The sequence below is a fragment of the uncultured Winogradskyella sp. genome (assembly GCF_937958655.1).
In the GTDB taxonomy this organism is placed as follows: domain Bacteria; phylum Bacteroidota; class Bacteroidia; order Flavobacteriales; family Flavobacteriaceae; genus Winogradskyella.
In genome coordinates, this window is sequence record NZ_CALGNH010000038.1 from 14,079 (window position 1) to 33,092 (window position 19,014).

The window sequence follows — 19,014 nt, forward strand, 5'->3', positions numbered from 1 at the left end:
AACTATTTTTATTCTTCTAATCTAATATCTAATCCTAAACCTTTCAATTCGTGCATAAGTACGTTGAAGGATTCTGGTAGTCCTGGTTCTGGCATTGGCTCACCCTTAACGATTGCTTCGTAAGTTTTTGCTCTACCAATAACATCATCTGATTTTACAGTTAAGATCTCACGCAATGTACTTGATGCTCCATAAGCTTCAAGTGCCCAAACCTCCATCTCACCAAAACGCTGACCACCAAATTGTGCTTTACCACCTAATGGCTGTTGCGTAATTAATGAGTAAGGTCCAATAGAACGCGCATGCATCTTATCGTCAATCATGTGACCAAGTTTAATCATATAGATAACACCAACTGTTGCTGGCTGATCAAAACGATCACCTGTTCCTCCATCATATAAATAGGTGTGACCAAATCTTGGGATACCTGCTTCGTCTGTAAATCCATTAATTTGATCTAGAGTAGCACCATCAAAAATAGGTGTGGCATACGTTCTGCCTAAATCTTTACCAGCCCAGCCTAATACAGTTTCATAGATCTGACCGATATTCATACGAGAAGGTACACCTAATGGATTTAATACAATATCCACGGGAGTTCCGTCTTCTAAGAACGGCATATCTTCTTGACGAACGATACGCGCAACGATACCTTTATTACCGTGACGACCTGCCATCTTATCTCCTACTTTTAGTTTACGCTTTTTAGCAATGTAAACTTTAGCAAGTTTTATAATACCTGCTGGTAATTCATCACCTACAGAAATCGTAAATTTTTCACGTCTTAATGATCCTTGAAGATCATTTTCCTTTATCTTATAGTTATGAATTAAATCTGCTACTAGAGTATTTGTATTATCATCGGTAGTCCATTTACCTGACGTTAAGTGCGTATAGTCATCTACAGCGTTTAACATCTTTAAGGTATACTTTTTACCTTTAGGAATAATCTCTTCACCAAGATCGTTATAGATACCTTGAGCTGTTTTTCCGTTTACAATAGCAAATAGTTTGTCTACTAAAACTGCTTGTAAATCATCAAAACGCTTATCGTAAGCATCTTCTAATTTTTCTATATCTTCTTTGTCTTGAGCTCTCTTGCGCTTATCTTTTACGGCTCTTGCAAATAATTTCTTATTAATAACAACACCATTTAATGATGGAGACGCTTTTAAAGAGGCATCTTTAACATCGCCTGCTTTATCACCAAAAATTGCTCTAAGCAGTTTCTCTTCTGGTGTTGGGTCAGATTCACCTTTTGGTGTTATCTTACCAATTAAAATATCACCTGGTTTGATTTCTGCCCCAATGCGAATCATACCATTTTCATCTAAATCTTTAGTCGCTTCTTCTGAAACATTAGGGATATCGTTAGTTAATTCTTCATTACCTAATTTAGTATCTCTAACTTCTAAAGAATACTCGTCTATATGAATAGATGTAAAGATATCATCTCTAACTACTTTTTCAGAAATTACAATAGCATCCTCAAAGTTATACCCTTTCCAAGGCATAAAGGCTACTTTCATATTTCTACCAAGTGCTAGTTCTCCATTTTGGGTAGCATAGCCTTCACAAAGTACTTGTCCTTTATTTACTTTATCACCTTTTTCAACAATTGGCTTTAAGTTAATTGAAGTTCCCTGATTTGTTTTTCTAAACTTCACTAAAGGATATTCTTTAGTATCGCTATCAAAACTTACCATGGCTTCTTCCTCGGTACGTTCGTATTTAATAATAATTTTGTCTGCATCTACATACTCAACAATACCATTACCTTCAGCATTGATTAATACTCTTGAATCTGATGCTACTTGACGCTCTAAACCTGTACCTACAATTGGTGCCTCGGGACGTAATAATGGAACAGCCTGACGCATCATATTAGATCCCATTAAGGCACGATTGGCATCATCGTGCTCTAAAAATGGTATTAATGATGCGGAAATAGAAGCAATCTGATTAGGAGCTACGTCTGTATAATTTACGTTCGTTGGCTCAATTACTGGAAAATCACCTTCTTGACGTGCAATTACTTTATCATGCTCAATCTTTCCTTTTTCATTTACTTTAACCGTTGCTTGAGCAATTAATTTTTCTTCTTCTTCCTCAGCGCTTAAATAGGTTGGTGCGTTTTTAATATCTACAACACCATCTTCAACTTTTCTATATGGTGTTTCAATGAATCCCATTGAATTTACCTTCGCAAAAACTGATAGTGAAGATATTAAACCAATGTTTGGTCCTTCAGGAGTTTCAATAGGACAAAGACGACCGTAATGCGTATAATGCACATCACGTACCTCAAATCCTGCTCGCTCTCTAGATAAACCACCAGGTCCTAAAGCAGATAAACGACGCTTGTGTGTAATTTCTGCTAATGGATTGGTTTGATCCATAAATTGAGATAACTGATTTGTACCAAAGAACGAATTAATTACTGAAGACAAGGTCTTAGCATTAATTAAATCGATTGGTGTAAATACTTCATTATCTCTAACGTTCATTCGCTCTCGTATAGTACGAGCCATACGTGCTAAACCAACACCAAATTGTGTTGATAGTTGTTCGCCTACGGTACGCACACGACGATTAGATAAATGATCTATATCATCAATCTCTGCCTTTGAGTTAATTAACTCAATTAAATATTTTATAATCGTTATAATATCTAATTTGGTAAGCACTTGCTTATCCATACCGATATCTAATTGTAACTTCTTGTTCATTCTATAACGACCTACCTCTCCTAAAGAGTAACGCTGGTCAGAAAAGAATAATTTATCTATAATACCACGTGCTGTTTCCTCATCTGGCGGCTCAGCATTACGTAATTGACGGTAAATATGCTCAACAGCTTCTTTTTCAGAGTTTGTTGGATCTTTCTGTAATGTATTATGAATAATGGCATAATCACCTTGTTGTGCACTTTCTTTGTGCAGTAGAATGGTTTTAACTCCTGCTTCAAGAATTTCTTCAATATTGTCTTTATCTACAATGGTATCTCGATCTAAAACAATCTCGTTACGCTCAATAGAGACCACCTCACCTGTATCTTCATCTACAAAATCTTCGTGCCATGTATTAAGTACACGAGCAGCAAGTTTACGACCTATTACTTTCTTTAATCCAGACTTAGATACTTTAACCTCTTCTGCAAGGTCAAAAATTTCTAAGATATCTTTATCTCGTTCAAATCCGATAGCTCGGAAAAGCGTAGTAACTGGTAATTTTTTCTTTCTAACAATGTAAGCGTACATAACGCTATTGATATCTGTTGCAAATTCTATCCAAGAGCCTTTAAAAGGAATTACTCTTGCCGAATATAATTTAGTTCCATTAGCATGGAATGATTGGCTAAAGAATACACCTGGTGATCTATGTAATTGAGAAACAACGACGCGCTCAGCACCGTTGATACAGAATGTTCCACTAGGAGTCATATAAGGTATTGTCCCTAAATACACATCTTGAACAATGGTTTCAAAATCTTCATGTTCCGGATCTGTACAATAAAGCTTTAATCTTGCTTTTAATGGCACACTATAAGTTAATCCTCTTTCTATACATTCTTCGATCGTATATCGAGGTGGATCAATGAAGTAATCTAAAAATTCTAACACGAATTGGTTTCGTGTATCTGTGATTGGGAAATTTTCCATGAAGGTGTTATACAACCCTTCATTCTCTCTTGCCTCTGACTTTGTTTCTAATTGGAAAAAATCCTGGAAGGATTTAATTTGAATATCCAAAAAGTCTGGGTAATCTGTTCTATTTACAATAGAAGAGAAATTAATTCTTTCAGCCTTTTTTGCTAACATTGATGAACGAGATTTTATTAAATAAAAACTAAAATATTGTATATAACGCTTATATACACAAAAGGGTTTAGGTCTTAGAGGGACACTCCAGACCTAAACCATATGTTGTAGGTTATGCTGAGCTTACTTAAGCTCAACCTCAGCTCCAGCTTCTTCTAAAGAAGATTTTAAGCCTTCTGCTTCGTCTTTAGAAACACCTTCTTTAATTGTACTTGGTGCATCATCTACTAAACCTTTAGCATCTTTTAAACCTAAACCAGTTAATTCTTTAACTAATTTCACAACTGCTAATTTAGAACCACCAGCTGCTTTAAGTATAACATCGAATTCGGTCTTTTCTTCAGCGGCATCACCACCTCCAGCACCTCCACCAGCAGCAACAGCTACAGCTGCAGCAGCAGGCTCAATACCATACTCATCTTTTAATATAGTTGCTAATTCGTTAACTTCTTTTACTGTTAAGTTAACTAATTGTTCTGCGAAATCTTTTAAATCTGCCATTTTTCTATTGTTTTAATGTGTGTGTTTTATTATAATTCTATTGTGTGTACTTGTTGATTATCCTTCTCTTTCGGATAATGTTTTTACCAAACCTGCAATTGTTCCACCACCAGACTTAAGTGCTGAAATAACATTCTTAGCAGGAGATTGTAATATTGTAATAATCTCTCCAAGAAGTTCTTCTTTAGACTTAATATCTACAAGTGTATCTAACAATTCGTCCCCAACATAAATCGCTTCTTCAATAAAAGCTCCTTTTAATAAAGGTTTTTCAGATTTTTTACGAAACTCTTTAATTACTTTTGCTGGCGCATTACCTGTTTCAGAATACATTACAGATGTATTACCTTTTAAAATTGTTGGTAGCTCACCGAAATCTTTATCCGATGCTTCCATTGCTTTTTCTAAAAGGGTATTCTTAACAACAGCTAACTTAATGTTAGACTTAAAACATGCTCTTCTTAAATTTGAAGTTGTTGCTGCATCTAATCCAGAGATATCTGTTAAATAGATATTTGTATTATCTGCTAATTGAGCAGTCAACTCTTCAATTACTTGGGATTTTTCTTCTCTTGTCATAATATTCTAAGTTTAACTACTATCCTATTTTTGTATCAATAGCTATACTTGGACTCATAGTACTAGACATAAAAATGCTTTTTACATAAGTACCTTTAGCCGAAGTAGGCTTTAACTTCATTAATGTTGTCAATAACTCGTTTGCATTACCTACCAATTTATCAGCACTAAATGATGCTTTACCTATTGGTGCGTGTACAATACCTGTTTTGTCAACTTTAAAATCTATTTTACCAGCTTTTACCTCAGATACAGCTTTCGCTACATCCATGGTTACTGTTCCTGTTTTAGGGTTTGGCATAAGACCTCTTGGCCCTAATACTCTACCTAATGGTCCTAACTTACCCATTACGCTTGGCATCGTAACGATAACGTCTACGTCTGTCCAACCTTCTTTAATTTTTTGTAAGTACTCATCTAACCCAACGTAATCCGCACCAGCTGCTTTAGCTTCGGCTTCTTTGTCTGGAGTTACTAATGCAAGAACCTTCATGTCTTTACCTGTACCATGCGGTAAAGAAACAACACCACGTACCATTTGATTGGCTTTACGTGGATCTACACCTAACCTTACTGCTAAATCTACTGAAGCATCAAATTTTGTGTATGTAATTTCTTTAAGTAAAGCTGAAGCTTCTTCTACCGAGTAAAGTTTGTTCTTATCAATCTTTGCTCTTGCTTCTTTTTGCTTCTTTGTTAATCTTGCCATTTCTAAAAATTTAGTTTGGAGCTTCACCTCCTTTAACAGTGATACCCATCGATCTTGCAGTACCAGCTACCATCTTCATAGCTGATCCAATTTCAAATGCGTTTAAATCTTGCATTTTATCTTCTGCGATTGCTTTAACTTGATCCCAAGTTACTTTTGCTACTTTACGTCGGTTTGGTTCTCCTGATCCTTTCTTTACTTTGGCCGCTTCTAATAATTGTACTGCTGCTGGTGGAGTTTTGATTACAAATTCAAACGATTTGTCTTTGTAAACAGAAATTACCACAGGTAAAACTTTACCTGGTTTATCTTGAGTTCTAGCATTAAATTGCTTACAGAACTCCATGATATTAACTCCAGCGGCACCTAAAGCGGGTCCAACCGGTGGCGATGGATTCGCTGCACCTCCCCGAACTTGTAACTTAACTACTTTATCTAGTTCTTTTGCCATTTTTTAAAATTTAGTACGCTTATCTATTTGGAAGCTTAGATAACACGATATCTTTATTGTAACAATTATTATAACTTTTCTACTTGCATATAGCTAAGTTCTAATGGTGTTTTTCTTCCAAAAATCTTAACCATTACTTCTAGCTTGCGTTTTTCTTCAAATATTTTTTCGATTGTACCATCAAAACCATTAAACGGTCCATCGATAACTTTTACAGTTTCTCCTTTAGTAAATGGAATCGCAATATTAGCATCTGCTTCAATCGTTAACTCATCTACCTTACCTAACATTCTATTAACCTCAGACTGTCTTAATGGCACTGGATCGCCGCCTTTAGTTTCACCTAAGAAACCAATAACATTTGTTATTGACTTAATAATATGAGGTATCTCACCACTTAGGTTAGCTTGTATCATAATATAACCAGGAAAATAGACTTTTTCTTTGTTTATTTTCTTTCCGTTACGTATTTGTATTACTTTTTCAGTTGGCACTAGTACTTGGTCTACAAAATCGTCTAGACCTAGCCTTGAGATTTCATTCTCTATGTAGGTTTTAATTTTGTTTTCTTGACCACTTACAGCCCTAACAACATACCATTTTTTTTCAGACATCTTTCTACTTGTATTATTGTTAGCTAATAATATCAAAATAAGCTTTTACAGCTTTACTAAACACTGTATCTACTCCCCAAATGGCTAGAGAGAAAATTATTGAGAATACCGCAACAATTACTGTGAGTCTTTGAGCTTCTGGCCAAGGTGTCCAAGACACATGGTTCTTTAACTCATCGAACGATTCTTTTATGTATGTTACAAATCCTGCCATTTGATTTATTTTTTTTGGTTATTAAACCTTCATTTATAATTTTAAACGAACTTAGAAGACCTGATGAGTTAGTTAAAACTTTTAAATCCTCTACTCGTAATGCAATCTAAACGAGTTAAATGCCTTACTCTGGCTCTCTATGCCAACCTTTTTAGACTCGCTCTACTTTGCTTAGCACGGGTTGAGAGACTCGAACTCCCGACACCTGGTTTTGGAGACCAGTGCTCTACCAACTGAGCTAAACCCGTAAACAATAATCAAGGCATCCCGAAAAAACGGGACACCTTAATTACTTATTTATGTATTTGTTTAGTCTAAAATTTCAGTCACCTGACCAGCACCAACTGTTCTACCACCTTCACGGATAGCGAAACGTAAACCTACGTTCATTGCAATTGGTTGGATTAACTCAACGTTAATAGTTAAGTTATCACCAGGCATTACCATTTCAACTCCATCAGGAAGTGCAATATTTCCTGTTACATCAGTTGTACGCACGTAGAACTGTGGACGGTAATTGTTATGGAATGGTGTGTGACGACCACCTTCTTCTTTCTTAAGGATATAAACCTCAGCTTTAAATTTTGAGTGAGGTGTTACAGAACCAGGTTTAGTAATTACCATACCTCTAGAGATTTGAGTTTTCTCAATTCCTCTTAATAAGATACCAGCGTTATCACCAGCTTCACCTCTATCTAATATTTGACGGAACATTTCAATACCTGTAATAGTAGATGTTAATTTCTCAGCACCCATACCAATGATTTCAACAGGATCACCTGTATTAGCAACTCCAGTCTCAATACGACCAGTTGCTACAGTACCACGACCTGTAATTGAGAAAACATCCTCAATTGGCATTAAGAAAGGCTTGTCCATATCACGTACAGGCTCTTCAATCCAAGAATCAACTTGCTCCATTAAATTCATTACTGTATCAACCCACTTTTGCTCACCGTTAAGTGCACCTAAAGCAGAACCAGCAACTACGGGACCATTATCACCATCGTACTCATAGAATGATAATAAATCTCTGATTTCCATTTCAACTAATTCTAATAACTCTTCATCATCAACCATATCCACTTTGTTCATGAATACTACGATACGAGGAATACCTACCTGACGACCAAGTAAGATATGCTCGCGAGTTTGTGGCATAGGACCATCTGTTGCAGCAACAACTAAGATAGCACCATCCATTTGAGCAGCACCAGTAACCATGTTCTTTACGTAATCGGCGTGACCTGGACAGTCAACGTGAGCGTAATGACGATTAGCTGTTGCATATTCTACGTGAGAAGTATTAATTGTTATACCTCTTTCTTTTTCTTCTGGTGCGTTGTCGATTTGATCAAAATCTTTTGCTTCAGATAAACCTGCATCAGCTAATACTTTAGTAATAGCAGCAGTTAAAGTTGTTTTACCGTGATCTACGTGTCCAATAGTACCAATATTTAAGTGTGGTTTTGAACGATCAAAAGTTGCCTTTGCCATGTTTAATTTATTTAATCTTGTTTAATTATTTGTGTTCAAACTTTATTTGAACGTTTTTAATAAAGAGCCAACGACGGGATTTGAACCCGTGGCCTCTTCCTTACCAAGGAAACGCTCTACCCCTGAGCTACGCCGGCAATTCATTTACGATCGCCGATGTTAGATTTACGATTCGCAAATCGAAATTCGTAATTCGTAAATTTTATAGAGCGGGAGACCGGGTTCGAACCGGCGACATTCAGCTTGGAAGGCTGACGCTCTACCAACTGAGCTACTCCCGCTTGTTTAATTCCAAATAGTAAATTTTCAAATCTCTAATGGTATTTGAATTTTAGGTCTTTTAAGAATCAATCATTTCATTATTTCAAAGTTTTAGGATTGATCTCCCAATCCAAAGAATTTTTTAACACAGTTTTGCAAAAGCGGACTTTTGACAACTGCTTGTAAAAATTTCTTTGTGGGGAGAGCAGGATTCGAACCTGCGAAGTTAAAAACAACAGAGTTACAGTCTGTCCTCGTTGGCCGCTTGAGTATCTCCCCAAAACCAATTAATAATTGGTATAATTTCAAAATTTCAAGAGCCGATGGAGGGACTCGAACCCACGACCTGCTGATTACAAATCAGCTGCTCTAGCCAGCTGAGCTACATCGGCTTTTTCCTACTTTTCTTATCCCTAAAATAGGTCACAAAAAAGCCCGCTATTTCTAACGGACTGCAAATGTAATGTTTTATTTTTTTATTCAAAACATTTTTGAAAAAATTTTAAGCCTTTATTCTGTCTCTTAATTTCTCCTTTCGTTTTTTTATCTGTCGCTCTAAGGAAGCTATAGCTATATCGGCACCTTCTTCGAATGTTTTACATTGTTTTTTCACTATAAAACTGTCTCCAGGCACACTAACTTTGGCTTCAAAAACTTTATTCTCTTTGTCACTTGTATTCTCAACTTTTAAATAAACATCTGATTGTATTATTTTGTCATAGAACAAATCTAATTTATCCATTCTTTTCTGAATAAAATCAATCAATTTTCTGTCTGCGTTGAAATTAACGGATTGCGTGTTTACTTTCATGAACTGAATTTTTTAAGTTATACAATTGCTATATTGTATCTTAATAGACGTTAAATAGTAAATTAAGATTACAACTAAACTCTAATTTCTTGGGTGCGATTTTTCGTAAACTTTTTTTAATTCGGCTATACTATTATGCGTATATATTTGGGTTGCAGCTAGACTTGTATGACCAAGAAGTTCTTTTACAGCATTTAAATCGGCACCTTTATTTAATAAATGCGTTGCAAATGTATGCCGCAAAACATGTGGACTACATTTCGCTTTTGTAGATGCCTTACTAAAATACTTATTTATTATTCTGTATACAAGTTTTTCATAGATTTTAAGTCCTTTTTTTGTTAAAAATAAAATGTCGTTGTCTTTTATTTCGGGCAATTGGTTTCTGTAGTCTAGGTAAATTTTTAAAAATGTAACTAACTGATTTATAAGTGGAATATAGCGTTCTTTATTCCGTTTTCCTAAAACTTTAATCTGTTTGTTGCTAAAATCTATGCCAGAAATCTTTAGGTTTACTAGCTCAATACGTCTAATTCCGGTGGCGTAAAAAAGTACTATAATAAGTTGGTTTCTTGCGCTTTCAAAATCGATAATTTCTATAGTATTTTCTAGGACGTCTTTTAATTCTTCTTCAGAAAAAGGCAATTGCACTTTTTTACCAACCTTTAGGGCTTTGTGATTTTTTAACGGGTTTGTATCTCTGACTTTTATTTTTTGTAAGAATTTAAAATAGGAACTAAGCGAGGATATTTTTCTATTTATAGTCCTATTTGATACACCGCTATTCACTAGCTCTACGATCCATTGTCTTATTTCTGAATAACTCACATTTTCAATGAACCGTGAATCATGATTTTCTAGCATAAACTCCTGAAACAATTCTAGATCCCTTCCATATGCCAATACCGTATGTTTAGAATATTTCTTTTCTAAGCTTAAATAATTTGAAAAGGCTTTGAGGCTCATATTTTATTTTATGACTTCTCAAATATAGTGGGAATTATTAATGGATAGCAAAAAACCATATAATCTTATGGTTTTTAGATTATGAAAAGCTTATTTACCTATCCATTCATAAACTCTATTAAAATTCTTATTATACTTAAACATATCGACCGGATAATATTCTAATGTATCTTTATTAAAATACGTTTTATATATACCTTTAAGTTCTCGTTTATAATATTCAAAGTTATACACATTAGAATCTACGGTGCTTAAAACCTCACAAACAAATTCAGAACAGTACAGCTTTTTTGAATCCTTACTAAAACTTCTATCAAATACAACCTGCTTAGATTCATATTGATTCAAAATATTTTTTAATGTGTCTATTTTATAATCAGCTAATGTTGTTAATTCACACAAGCTATAATAGAATACCTCATCATGCTCTTTACTTAAAAAATATTTAAAATCATCTTTGTTAAAGTCAGTTGTAGCATTTTTATTTTCTAAGACATGATAGACACTCCAGGCTTTCTCATTATATATTGCTATACCAACATGAGAACTTAGAGTGTCTTTGATATTAAAATCTCTAGCAAAGAAACCTTCTTTAGTATTAGTTCCGCGAAATATCAGATATGCATTTTTAGTATTCAGTTTCGACTGATCAAACAGCATTTGCTCATTTTGGCAAGTAATAAAAAACAACGGCACAAAGACCGCTGTTAAAATTTTCTTCTTAAGAGACAAGATAAAATTATAGATTAAATCCTAAACCTAATTGAATAGCATAAAAATCAGTTAATTCAAATTGTTGCTCGGAATCATCGTATGAACTAGCAAAATCTGATTTGTATCTAAAACCCAAGGTAAAACTATAATCGTCATCTAATTTATATTTTAGTCCTAGGTTAACTTGTAATCCAAAGTTCAGCCCTAAACCTGTTTCTTCATTATCACTATTAGTTAATGCGTTTTCTATTTCAGATTTGTATAAATAAGCCCCATAAGCACCTATATCACCATACATAACCAAAGGGGCTTTTTCACTACTATAAAATCTATAACTGACTGGTAAATTGATATGATTATTATTAATAAATAACTGACTACCAAAAGCATCAGTAAAATCACCTCTTACTCTTAAAAATTCTAATCCCGTAATAATCGAAGATCTTTTATTTAAAAAAAATTCTCTTCCCAATAAACCCTCGAATACAGATGCATTAACCTTAAAAAAATTATCTGCTTCTAAGGTGGCTATACCGAATTGGTTAGTTACCAACCACTCTCCCTTTGAATCTTTAATCTGGTCTTGTGCTTGAGAGTGAAAAAAACATAAGCCCATTGCTAATAATATTAAATATCTCATCTTTTTTAAATTTTTATGTAAACTAACTTTTTAGAAATTTAACTTTGCAAACTAGGATGGTATTACTAAAAAAAAATTCTTGTTGTTAGTTTTTTTAGAGGAACAAATTATCCATTATTATTTGATTTCGAACCACCTCCTATAATAGCACCAAGTATAGCGCCACCAATCGCACACAATACACCACAAATCGCCCCACCGATTAATAGACCAACTAATGCACCTGTGGCCTCTTGTTTAGTATGATTACTGCTTTTTTGAGAGTCATTGTACGATTTCATAAAAGAATTAGACATAGCAATTATCTCTTTTTCATTATCTTCTAAGTCAATGTATCCTTCATAGTCATCTAAATTTTCATACGTATTACCTTCTTTTATGTTTTGAAGTGCTATCTTAGAAATATCAGAAATATTATATTCTTCCATTAATTCATCATAACTCTTATTTTCTGAATGTTTCGCAATTACTTCATTTAAAGTTTCAACAGAGACATCACCTTCATTAAAACCCAGTTGGATTAAATATTCATCGACAATATCTTGTGTTATGGTGATATCAGAATTATTCTTAGAAACAATTGAAGCACTGGATTTCTTTGCTAAATTAATTCCTTCGATAATTTTCTGCCCATCTATCCTAGAAGAATAATTTACATCTTGAAGATTATTACCTTTTGAACAACTATACATTGTGGGCATCATAAATATTACTGTCAGAAAAATTGCTACTAGTCTTTTGGTTTCTTTAATTGTTTTCATGATATGTGTTTATTGAATATAACATACTGAAAGAAAGAAAGAAAGAAAGAAAATTTAATATTTAACACAACATTAACAAATATAAATCTCACAATGTCAAATAATTACGGTTTTCTCGTAATTAAAGTAAAGATTTTACCTACTTTTGAAGTTTTAAGATTTACGTCGCTGGTTTGTAATCCTTACCATCAATTACAATTTTGGCAATAACCTCTCTAAGAATCTCAGACGTACCACCACCAATTGGTCCAAGGCGACTATCTCTAAACAACCTTGCTAATGGATACTCTTCCATATAACCGTAGCCGCCTAAAAACTGAAGACATTGATATATAACATCATCGGCCATTTTGGTAGATTGCAACTTAGACATGGTTGCTTCTTTTACGGCATAATCACCCATATCTAGTCTTTTAGTAACGTAATAATTAAACTGTTTACATATTTCCATTTGTGTTTGGCAATCTGCAAAACTATGACGTAAGGCTTGAAAGCGATCTATGGTCTTACCAAATGCCGTACGCTCAGACATGTATTGTTTTGTGTAATTTAGTGCATATTCTGCTCTAGCATGTGCGTTAACACCCATAATAAGACGCTCTAGGGCTAAATGCTGCATGAGATAAACAAATCCTTGATTTTCTTCGCCCATTAAATTACTTACTGGCACATTGACGTTATCAAAAGCAATTTCTCCGGTATCTGAGGCTCGCCAACCTAATTTATCTAATTTAGTGGCCGATACTCCTTTACTATCTCTATCTATAACAAACATGCTAATACCTTTACCTCCTAAGGAAGGATCGGTCTTTGCGGATACTACTAAATAATCACTGTAGACTCCATTAGTTATAAACGTTTTTGATCCGTTGATGATGTAATTTTCGCCTTGCTTTACAGCAGTTGTGCGCATACCTGCTACGTCACTACCGCCAAAAGGCTCTGTAATACATAGACAGCCAATGCTTTCGCCTGCTATGCTTGGTACTAAATATTTTTGTTTAATAGCCTCATCTCCTTCTTTATTGAGATGTGTCATGGCTAAGTAGGTGTGTGCCCAAATTGCGGCCGCAAAACCACATGAGTCTATTTGTTGTAATTCTTCGAGTAAAATAACCGTATAAAACAAATCTAAATCTAGCCCACCATAAGTTTCTGGGTAAGCTAAACCGAAGTATCCCATGTCACCAAATTTCTTCCAGATGAAGCGCTCTATACTGCCTGTTTTTTCCCATTTTTCAATATGAGGCACCACTTCTTTTTTTAGAAAGTCTCTTAAACTTTCTCTAAATAAATTATGCTCTTCAGTGAAATATATACTCGACATAGGACTAAAATTTTTACAAATACAAATATAATTTAATTATCTCTATCTTATGGACTGGAAAGTCTTCAACTTTTGTTAATTCATCTAAGGATTTAAAACCATCTCTTAAGGTGCGTTCTTCTATAATATTATTAGCTATCTCATAATCTATATATTTAATAAGAACCAACTCATCTCTAGTGGCATTGTTGAGATTATACTTGGTTATTGCTCTTGGTGACTTTACCGTAAAATCGTTTTTAATGCGCTCAATAACTTCTGGTGTTAAGCCATAAACTTCCATTAGCTCTATATCTGCTACAAAACCGTCTTTATACTTCTGACGGTATTTGACGATGCGTTCAGACAATTTTTCTCCAACACCATATACTTTTTTGAGTTGAAAAGCTGTTGCTTTATTTAAGTCTATTTTTTCTTTGAATGTTTTTGGCTTATCCTTGTTTATAAATGAATTGGCATAGGTATTAGACTTAGGCCTAGGGTTTGTTACCCACTCCGGAAATTTAAAATAAGGTGAGATTTTGGTTAATAAAGAATCTGAAACTTTTGTAATCTTTTGAAATTGTTTAGCTGAATTTACCCATTGATTGTTTTCTCTAAATTGGTGCAATCTATCTATTTCTTCAGTTGTCATACCTAAAGTATAACCTTTATAGTCCGTTATATAATTTGGATTAAAGGGGTAAATTTTCGGTTTATTATTTTCAATTTCAACCAAACGTAATGAGTCGATTTCTTTTCGGAACGCATTAAGCTCTTCACTTTCTGGTTCAATTTCATCTTTAGAAATCCCGATAGCTATCGGAACCACAAAAGCATAAATGCATTGTAATACAACGATTATTGAGAGTAATAAAAAAATCCCATTCCGTTGTTGATTAGAAAACTGGAAATGGGATTTCATAGTTTTATTATAAAATTATTTATACTTTTTTATTTTTAATTGCATCCATGTATTTTTTGAGTTCTTCTTTAACTTTAGGGGCAAGTATTACGAGACCAACCATGTTTGGCACCATCATAGCAAAAATCATTGCATCAGAAAAGCCAATTACAGAACCTAAACTTGCTGCTGCACCTATAATTACAAAAATGCAAAAGATAACCTTATAAGTATATTCCATTTTCTTTGATCTCCCAAATAAATATGCCCAGCCTTGAAATCCATAATACGACCAAGAAATCATAGTACTAAAAGCAAATAATACTACTGCAACAGTAAGCACATAAGGAAACCAGCTTATTACACTACCAAAAGCGCTAGAGGTTAATAAAATAGCTTCTGCGTCATTTGCTGGACCTGTACCAGTTAGAGAACCTGTAATTATTAAAACTAAAGCGGTCATTGTACAAACCACTACAGTATCTATAAAAGGCTCTAGTAAGGCAACCATACCCTCACTTGCTGCGTATTTAGTCTTAACAGCTGAATGAGCAATTGATGACGAACCAATACCTGCCTCATTTGAAAAAGCCGCTCTTCTAAATCCTTGTATTAATACACCTATAGCACCACCTGCTACACCCTCTGGACTAAAAGCTCCTGTAAATATCTGACCAAATGCATCACCTACCATACTGATATTTGCTATGATTACAAACAATGATGCTGCTACATAGATTACAACCATAAATGGCACTATTTTATCTGTAACTTTAGCGATCTTTTTAATACCTCCGATAATTACAATACCTACTAAAATTGACATAACCAAACCAAAGGCCCATCCATAACCATGTACAAAAGACTCTTCACCACCCGTGATATTCTCTACCAACTGAAAGGCTTGGTTAACTTGAAACATATTTCCACCTCCAAAAGATCCACCGATTACAAATATTGCGAATAATGCCGCTAAAACTTTACCAAGACCATCTAAACCTTTAGCTTTTAGACCTTTAGTTAAATAATACATTGGCCCACCATATACAGTACCATCTGCTCCAATATCTCTATACTTAACACCAAGCGTACATTCTACAAATTTAGATGCCATTCCTAACAAGCCTGCCACAATCATCCAAAACGTTGCACCTGCTCCACCTATAGAAACGGCTATAGCAACACCTGCTATATTCCCCAAACCCACAGTAGCAGATAAAGCAGCTGTTAATGCCTGGAAATGCGAAACCTCACCTTCATGATCCTCTACAGCAATTGTTTCCTTAATATCACCTCCCGGTGTTGAATCACCAGCAGCAACTAAAGAACCATGATCATCTATTTCATCATATTTACCTCTCACTATATTAATAGACGTAAGGAAACCTCTAAAATTTATAAATTTAAAGTAGATCGTAAAATATGTGGCTCCTATAATTAAAGGAAATAAGACCCAATAAACACTAATCTCATCTGTGAAAGGTATTTGGTAAAAAATAAATTGCACAAACCATCCGGTAGCATCACCAAAGGCTTGGTCTATTTTTTGGTCAATACCAATTTCTTGAGCTTCCTTAGCAAAATTTAATAATGGTAACAAAAGTGCAAAAATTGATAGAAGATATTTCTTCATGAGTTTAGTTATTAGTTAGTTATTAATTATTAGCTGACAAGATGCTAAAAAAAAATGAGTTTTTAAAGCCATACACGTTAAAATGGCTAAGCTTTTTGCTCTATATTATATTCAGAATTTAGACGTTTTATCTGTTCTGGCCTGCCTAAAACAACGATTTTAGAACCAGGAACTAAACGCGTATCTGCTTCGGGATTAACTAAATAATCACCTTTATCATCTTTAAAACCTATAACGGTACAACCCGTTTTTTTTCTTAAGTCTAAATCTCTAATGGTTTTTATCGATTGAGGGTTATAGAGTTGTTCTACCTTTACTTCTTCTACGTTAATATTTTGTTGGCCTACAATACCTAGATTGTCTATAAACTCAACTAGATCTGGTATAACCACTAGAGATGCCATATGGTCTCCTCCCATTTTATCTGGTAAAATAACATTATTAGCGCCTGCCAGTTTAAGTTTGTTATACGAGGTTTCTTGCGACGCTCTACTTATAATAGTCATTTTACTATTAATCTGCCTTGCAGAGAGCACCACAAATAGATTATCTGCGTCACTAGGCAATGCAGCGATTAAAGTACTAGCCCTCTCTATACCAGCCTCAATAAGTATTTCGTCTTCATTGGCATTACCAAAAACGTAAGGAATATCTTCTTCTTGTAAACGCTCCGTTATTTCTTTATTACGGTCTATGATAACATAAGGTTTTTTATAATCTGAAAGCTTTCTTGCAGCCTGTCTCCCATTTCGCCCAAAACCACAAATTATAATATGATTAGACATGGTATCAATTTCTTTTTGCATCTTACGTTGTTTTATATCTTCAAAATTATTTCGACTTAAAATATACTCGGTTATTATAGATAGTGCATAACCCACAATAATAACACTAGCTAAAATTAAAAATATAGTAAATATTTTAGCCGGAACACCTAATGGCTGTACCTCGCCAAAGCCTACGGTTGTAATGGTAATAACCGTCATGTAAACTGAATCTATCCAACTTAAACCAGAAATAACTCTGTAACCAATAACACCAATACACAATAAAATAATCAGCAAAAGAATGGCTGTATAAATTTTGGATCTAAAAATTCTTATTAAAGGGTTATTCATTTTACAAGTCGAATACTGAAGAGCGTTTCGTATAAATTATATCCTTAATCCGAATCCAAAATGCTAAAAATAAATATAATGCAAAGCCAAAACCTACAGTTACAAAAGTAAGATACATAAAAGACGTCCTAACAATCTTTGCTCTTATACCAATACGATCCGCTATGCGTTGACAAACATAGTAACCTCGCTTTTGAAAAAAATGTAATAAAGTGTAAAATAAGTTCATTACTGCAAGTTACTTATTTTTGTAGGATTAGACTATTTCCAACGGCACATTGTAAGCATTTATTTTTGTCACAATACTGTCCTTTTAGTTGTATGAGACTTTGAGATGTAAGCGCATGTTTCTCTAAGGGTTTTAGCTCTAAGAATTTATTGACGATACTATTATTTTCAATCTTAATTTGCTTCAAAAGTTTAAACAAATCATCATCAATACTATGCCCTTTAAACTTTGCATAGCTAAACTTTAGAGGTATAATGGTATTTATAATTAATAAATCGATAAATGATTTTGTTAATTGTTTTTTTGAAGTTTTAGATGTCTTTGCAAAGGTGTAATGCGTTGTCCAAAACTCAGTGACTCCATAATTAAATAAGGCATAGAATTCCTCTCTTTTATTAAGAGCTATTATTTTTGAAAACAAATTATGCTCTAACGCATACAAATTAGCAAATTGCGATAAGCGAATAGTAGGAAAATTTGGTGGTCTCAGTCTAAAAAACTGTAGTGGCTCTACACCTAAATTTGTTAACTTAAATTTCCGTTTTAAAAAGTGATAGCGCTGTTTTAAATCCATATAATAAGCGTCTTGAATATCTGCTATTAAAAGTTCTGCCTGACCAAATAGTAAGGCTTCCATATCTATGATCTTATTTTGAAGTTTTCTAACAACACTATAATCTACAGATTTAGCCAAACTTAAAAATGCCTCTCCGTTAACCTTAAGTCCAAAATTCTTTAAAAGCATTTTAAAAAGTACCGCTTCCCAATCGTTATTTGAATTTTGAAGTAATTTTGAAATGTCTTTAGACTTACGCTCTAACCGCTCTATAAACAAGCGCTCTAACCAATTACTAAGCAAAAAATCATTAGTGTTGGCAAAGTTATTTTCACAATTAATCCAAGATTTAGATTGTAATAGATTTTGATAGTTCTCTAACAATTGTCTGTCCACGTAATTTTTTAACTCTAGTGTTGGAATTTCAGAATTATCTTTCCTAAAAATTTCTGTATCGTGTTCCCAAACTACATGTAAAATAACATTATCATAGGCCTTATCGTTTTCGTGACTATGCAGATACCAATCCGATGATTTTATATGAATCTCAACATTACCAGCCCAAAGTTGATCATTAATATTAAGCTGTGCATTAAAAAAATCTGGCCCAGCATTATGATTATGCGACCCTAAATGTTTAATGGAAATGATTTCATCTTTAAAAGTTTTAAGAGATGATGTAGAAAAGGCCTTGTATTTCCATACATAATGAAGAAAATCTTCTTGCAT

At 34.0% G+C, this 19,014-nt stretch carries 19 protein-coding genes and 5 tRNA genes; all 24 read right to left on the reverse strand.

The window, feature by feature from the left end; genetic code table 11:
• Nucleotides 1-8: 8 nt before the first annotated feature.
• The 24 genes from rpoB to Q0800_RS08425 all read right to left on the reverse strand — a co-directional run bounded on the left by rpoB (nt 9) and on the right by Q0800_RS08425 (nt 19,014).
• A complete protein-coding gene (gene rpoB, locus Q0800_RS08310) occupies nt 9-3,821 on the reverse strand; it encodes a DNA-directed RNA polymerase subunit beta (protein ID WP_299128862.1) in 3,813 nt (1,270 codons plus the stop codon).
• Nucleotides 3,822-3,944: 123 nt separating this feature from the next.
• Nucleotides 3,945-4,322, reverse strand: coding sequence for a 50S ribosomal protein L7/L12 (gene rplL / locus Q0800_RS08315; RefSeq protein ID WP_299128863.1), 378 nt, complete (start codon nt 4,320-4,322; stop codon nt 3,945-3,947).
• A gap of 57 nt (nt 4,323-4,379) precedes the next feature.
• Nucleotides 4,380-4,901, reverse strand: coding sequence for a 50S ribosomal protein L10 (gene rplJ, locus Q0800_RS08320; protein WP_299128864.1), 522 nt, complete (start codon nt 4,899-4,901; stop codon nt 4,380-4,382).
• 19 nt (nt 4,902-4,920) lie between these two features.
• Nucleotides 4,921-5,610: a 50S ribosomal protein L1 gene (gene rplA / locus Q0800_RS08325; RefSeq protein ID WP_299128865.1), complete on the reverse strand. Its 690-nt coding sequence runs from the start codon at nt 5,608-5,610 to the stop codon at nt 4,921-4,923.
• A 10-nt stretch (nt 5,611-5,620) separates the two neighbouring features.
• Entirely contained in the window at nt 5,621-6,061 is a 441-nt protein-coding gene (gene rplK / locus Q0800_RS08330; protein ID WP_076617134.1) for a 50S ribosomal protein L11, read from the reverse strand.
• Between the two features lie 68 nt (nt 6,062-6,129).
• A complete protein-coding gene (nusG, locus tag Q0800_RS08335) occupies nt 6,130-6,675 on the reverse strand; it encodes a transcription termination/antitermination protein NusG (protein ID WP_299128866.1) in 546 nt (181 codons plus the stop codon).
• A gap of 19 nt (nt 6,676-6,694) precedes the next feature.
• Nucleotides 6,695-6,889 (reverse strand): preprotein translocase subunit SecE, encoded by a 195-nt coding sequence (gene secE / locus Q0800_RS08340; protein WP_299128867.1) that lies wholly within the window; start codon nt 6,887-6,889, stop codon nt 6,695-6,697.
• Nucleotides 6,890-7,064: 175 nt separating this feature from the next.
• Nucleotides 7,065-7,137, reverse strand: a tRNA-Trp gene (locus tag Q0800_RS08345).
• Nucleotides 7,138-7,198: 61 nt separating this feature from the next.
• Entirely contained in the window at nt 7,199-8,386 is a 1,188-nt protein-coding gene (gene tuf / locus Q0800_RS08350; protein ID WP_299128868.1) for an elongation factor Tu, read from the reverse strand.
• Between the two features lie 65 nt (nt 8,387-8,451).
• A tRNA-Thr gene (locus tag Q0800_RS08355) sits at nt 8,452-8,523 on the reverse strand.
• 71 nt (nt 8,524-8,594) lie between these two features.
• A tRNA-Gly gene (locus Q0800_RS08360) sits at nt 8,595-8,667 on the reverse strand.
• Between the two features lie 177 nt (nt 8,668-8,844).
• Nucleotides 8,845-8,926: transfer RNA gene (locus Q0800_RS08365), tRNA-Tyr, on the reverse strand.
• A gap of 39 nt (nt 8,927-8,965) precedes the next feature.
• Nucleotides 8,966-9,039 (reverse strand) — tRNA-Thr (locus Q0800_RS08370).
• Between the two features lie 110 nt (nt 9,040-9,149).
• Nucleotides 9,150-9,458, reverse strand: coding sequence for a ribosome-associated translation inhibitor RaiA (raiA, locus tag Q0800_RS08375; protein WP_299128869.1), 309 nt, complete (start codon nt 9,456-9,458; stop codon nt 9,150-9,152).
• Nucleotides 9,459-9,539: 81 nt separating this feature from the next.
• Complete coding sequence (locus Q0800_RS08380; protein WP_299128870.1) at nt 9,540-10,424, reverse strand: tyrosine-type recombinase/integrase; 885 nt, start codon at nt 10,422-10,424, stop codon at nt 9,540-9,542.
• Between the two features lie 90 nt (nt 10,425-10,514).
• Nucleotides 10,515-11,156 carry a YiiX/YebB-like N1pC/P60 family cysteine hydrolase gene (locus tag Q0800_RS08385; RefSeq protein WP_299128871.1) on the reverse strand — a complete coding sequence of 214 codons (642 nt, stop codon included), beginning with the start codon at nt 11,154-11,156 and terminating at the stop codon, nt 10,515-10,517.
• Nucleotides 11,157-11,163: 7 nt separating this feature from the next.
• Nucleotides 11,164-11,778, reverse strand: a complete 615-nt coding sequence (locus tag Q0800_RS08390) for an outer membrane beta-barrel protein (protein WP_299128872.1) — start codon at nt 11,776-11,778, stop codon at nt 11,164-11,166.
• A 107-nt stretch (nt 11,779-11,885) separates the two neighbouring features.
• Nucleotides 11,886-12,539: a hypothetical protein gene (locus tag Q0800_RS08395; protein WP_299128873.1), complete on the reverse strand. Its 654-nt coding sequence runs from the start codon at nt 12,537-12,539 to the stop codon at nt 11,886-11,888.
• A 160-nt stretch (nt 12,540-12,699) separates the two neighbouring features.
• A complete protein-coding gene (locus Q0800_RS08400) occupies nt 12,700-13,866 on the reverse strand; it encodes an acyl-CoA dehydrogenase family protein (protein WP_299128874.1) in 1,167 nt (388 codons plus the stop codon).
• A 13-nt stretch (nt 13,867-13,879) separates the two neighbouring features.
• Nucleotides 13,880-14,770 (reverse strand): helix-hairpin-helix domain-containing protein, encoded by an 891-nt coding sequence (locus Q0800_RS08405; protein ID WP_299128876.1) that lies wholly within the window; start codon nt 14,768-14,770, stop codon nt 13,880-13,882.
• 19 nt (nt 14,771-14,789) lie between these two features.
• Nucleotides 14,790-16,382: an alanine/glycine:cation symporter family protein gene (locus tag Q0800_RS08410; RefSeq protein WP_299128878.1), complete on the reverse strand. Its 1,593-nt coding sequence runs from the start codon at nt 16,380-16,382 to the stop codon at nt 14,790-14,792.
• Nucleotides 16,383-16,468: 86 nt separating this feature from the next.
• Nucleotides 16,469-17,500: a potassium channel protein gene (locus Q0800_RS08415; protein ID WP_299128880.1), complete on the reverse strand. Its 1,032-nt coding sequence runs from the start codon at nt 17,498-17,500 to the stop codon at nt 16,469-16,471.
• A gap of 1 nt (nt 17,501) precedes the next feature.
• Nucleotides 17,502-17,729, reverse strand: a complete 228-nt coding sequence (locus tag Q0800_RS08420; protein WP_299128882.1) for a PspC domain-containing protein — start codon at nt 17,727-17,729, stop codon at nt 17,502-17,504.
• 13 nt (nt 17,730-17,742) lie between these two features.
• A complete protein-coding gene (locus Q0800_RS08425; RefSeq protein ID WP_299128884.1) occupies nt 17,743-19,014 on the reverse strand; it encodes a DUF2851 family protein in 1,272 nt (423 codons plus the stop codon).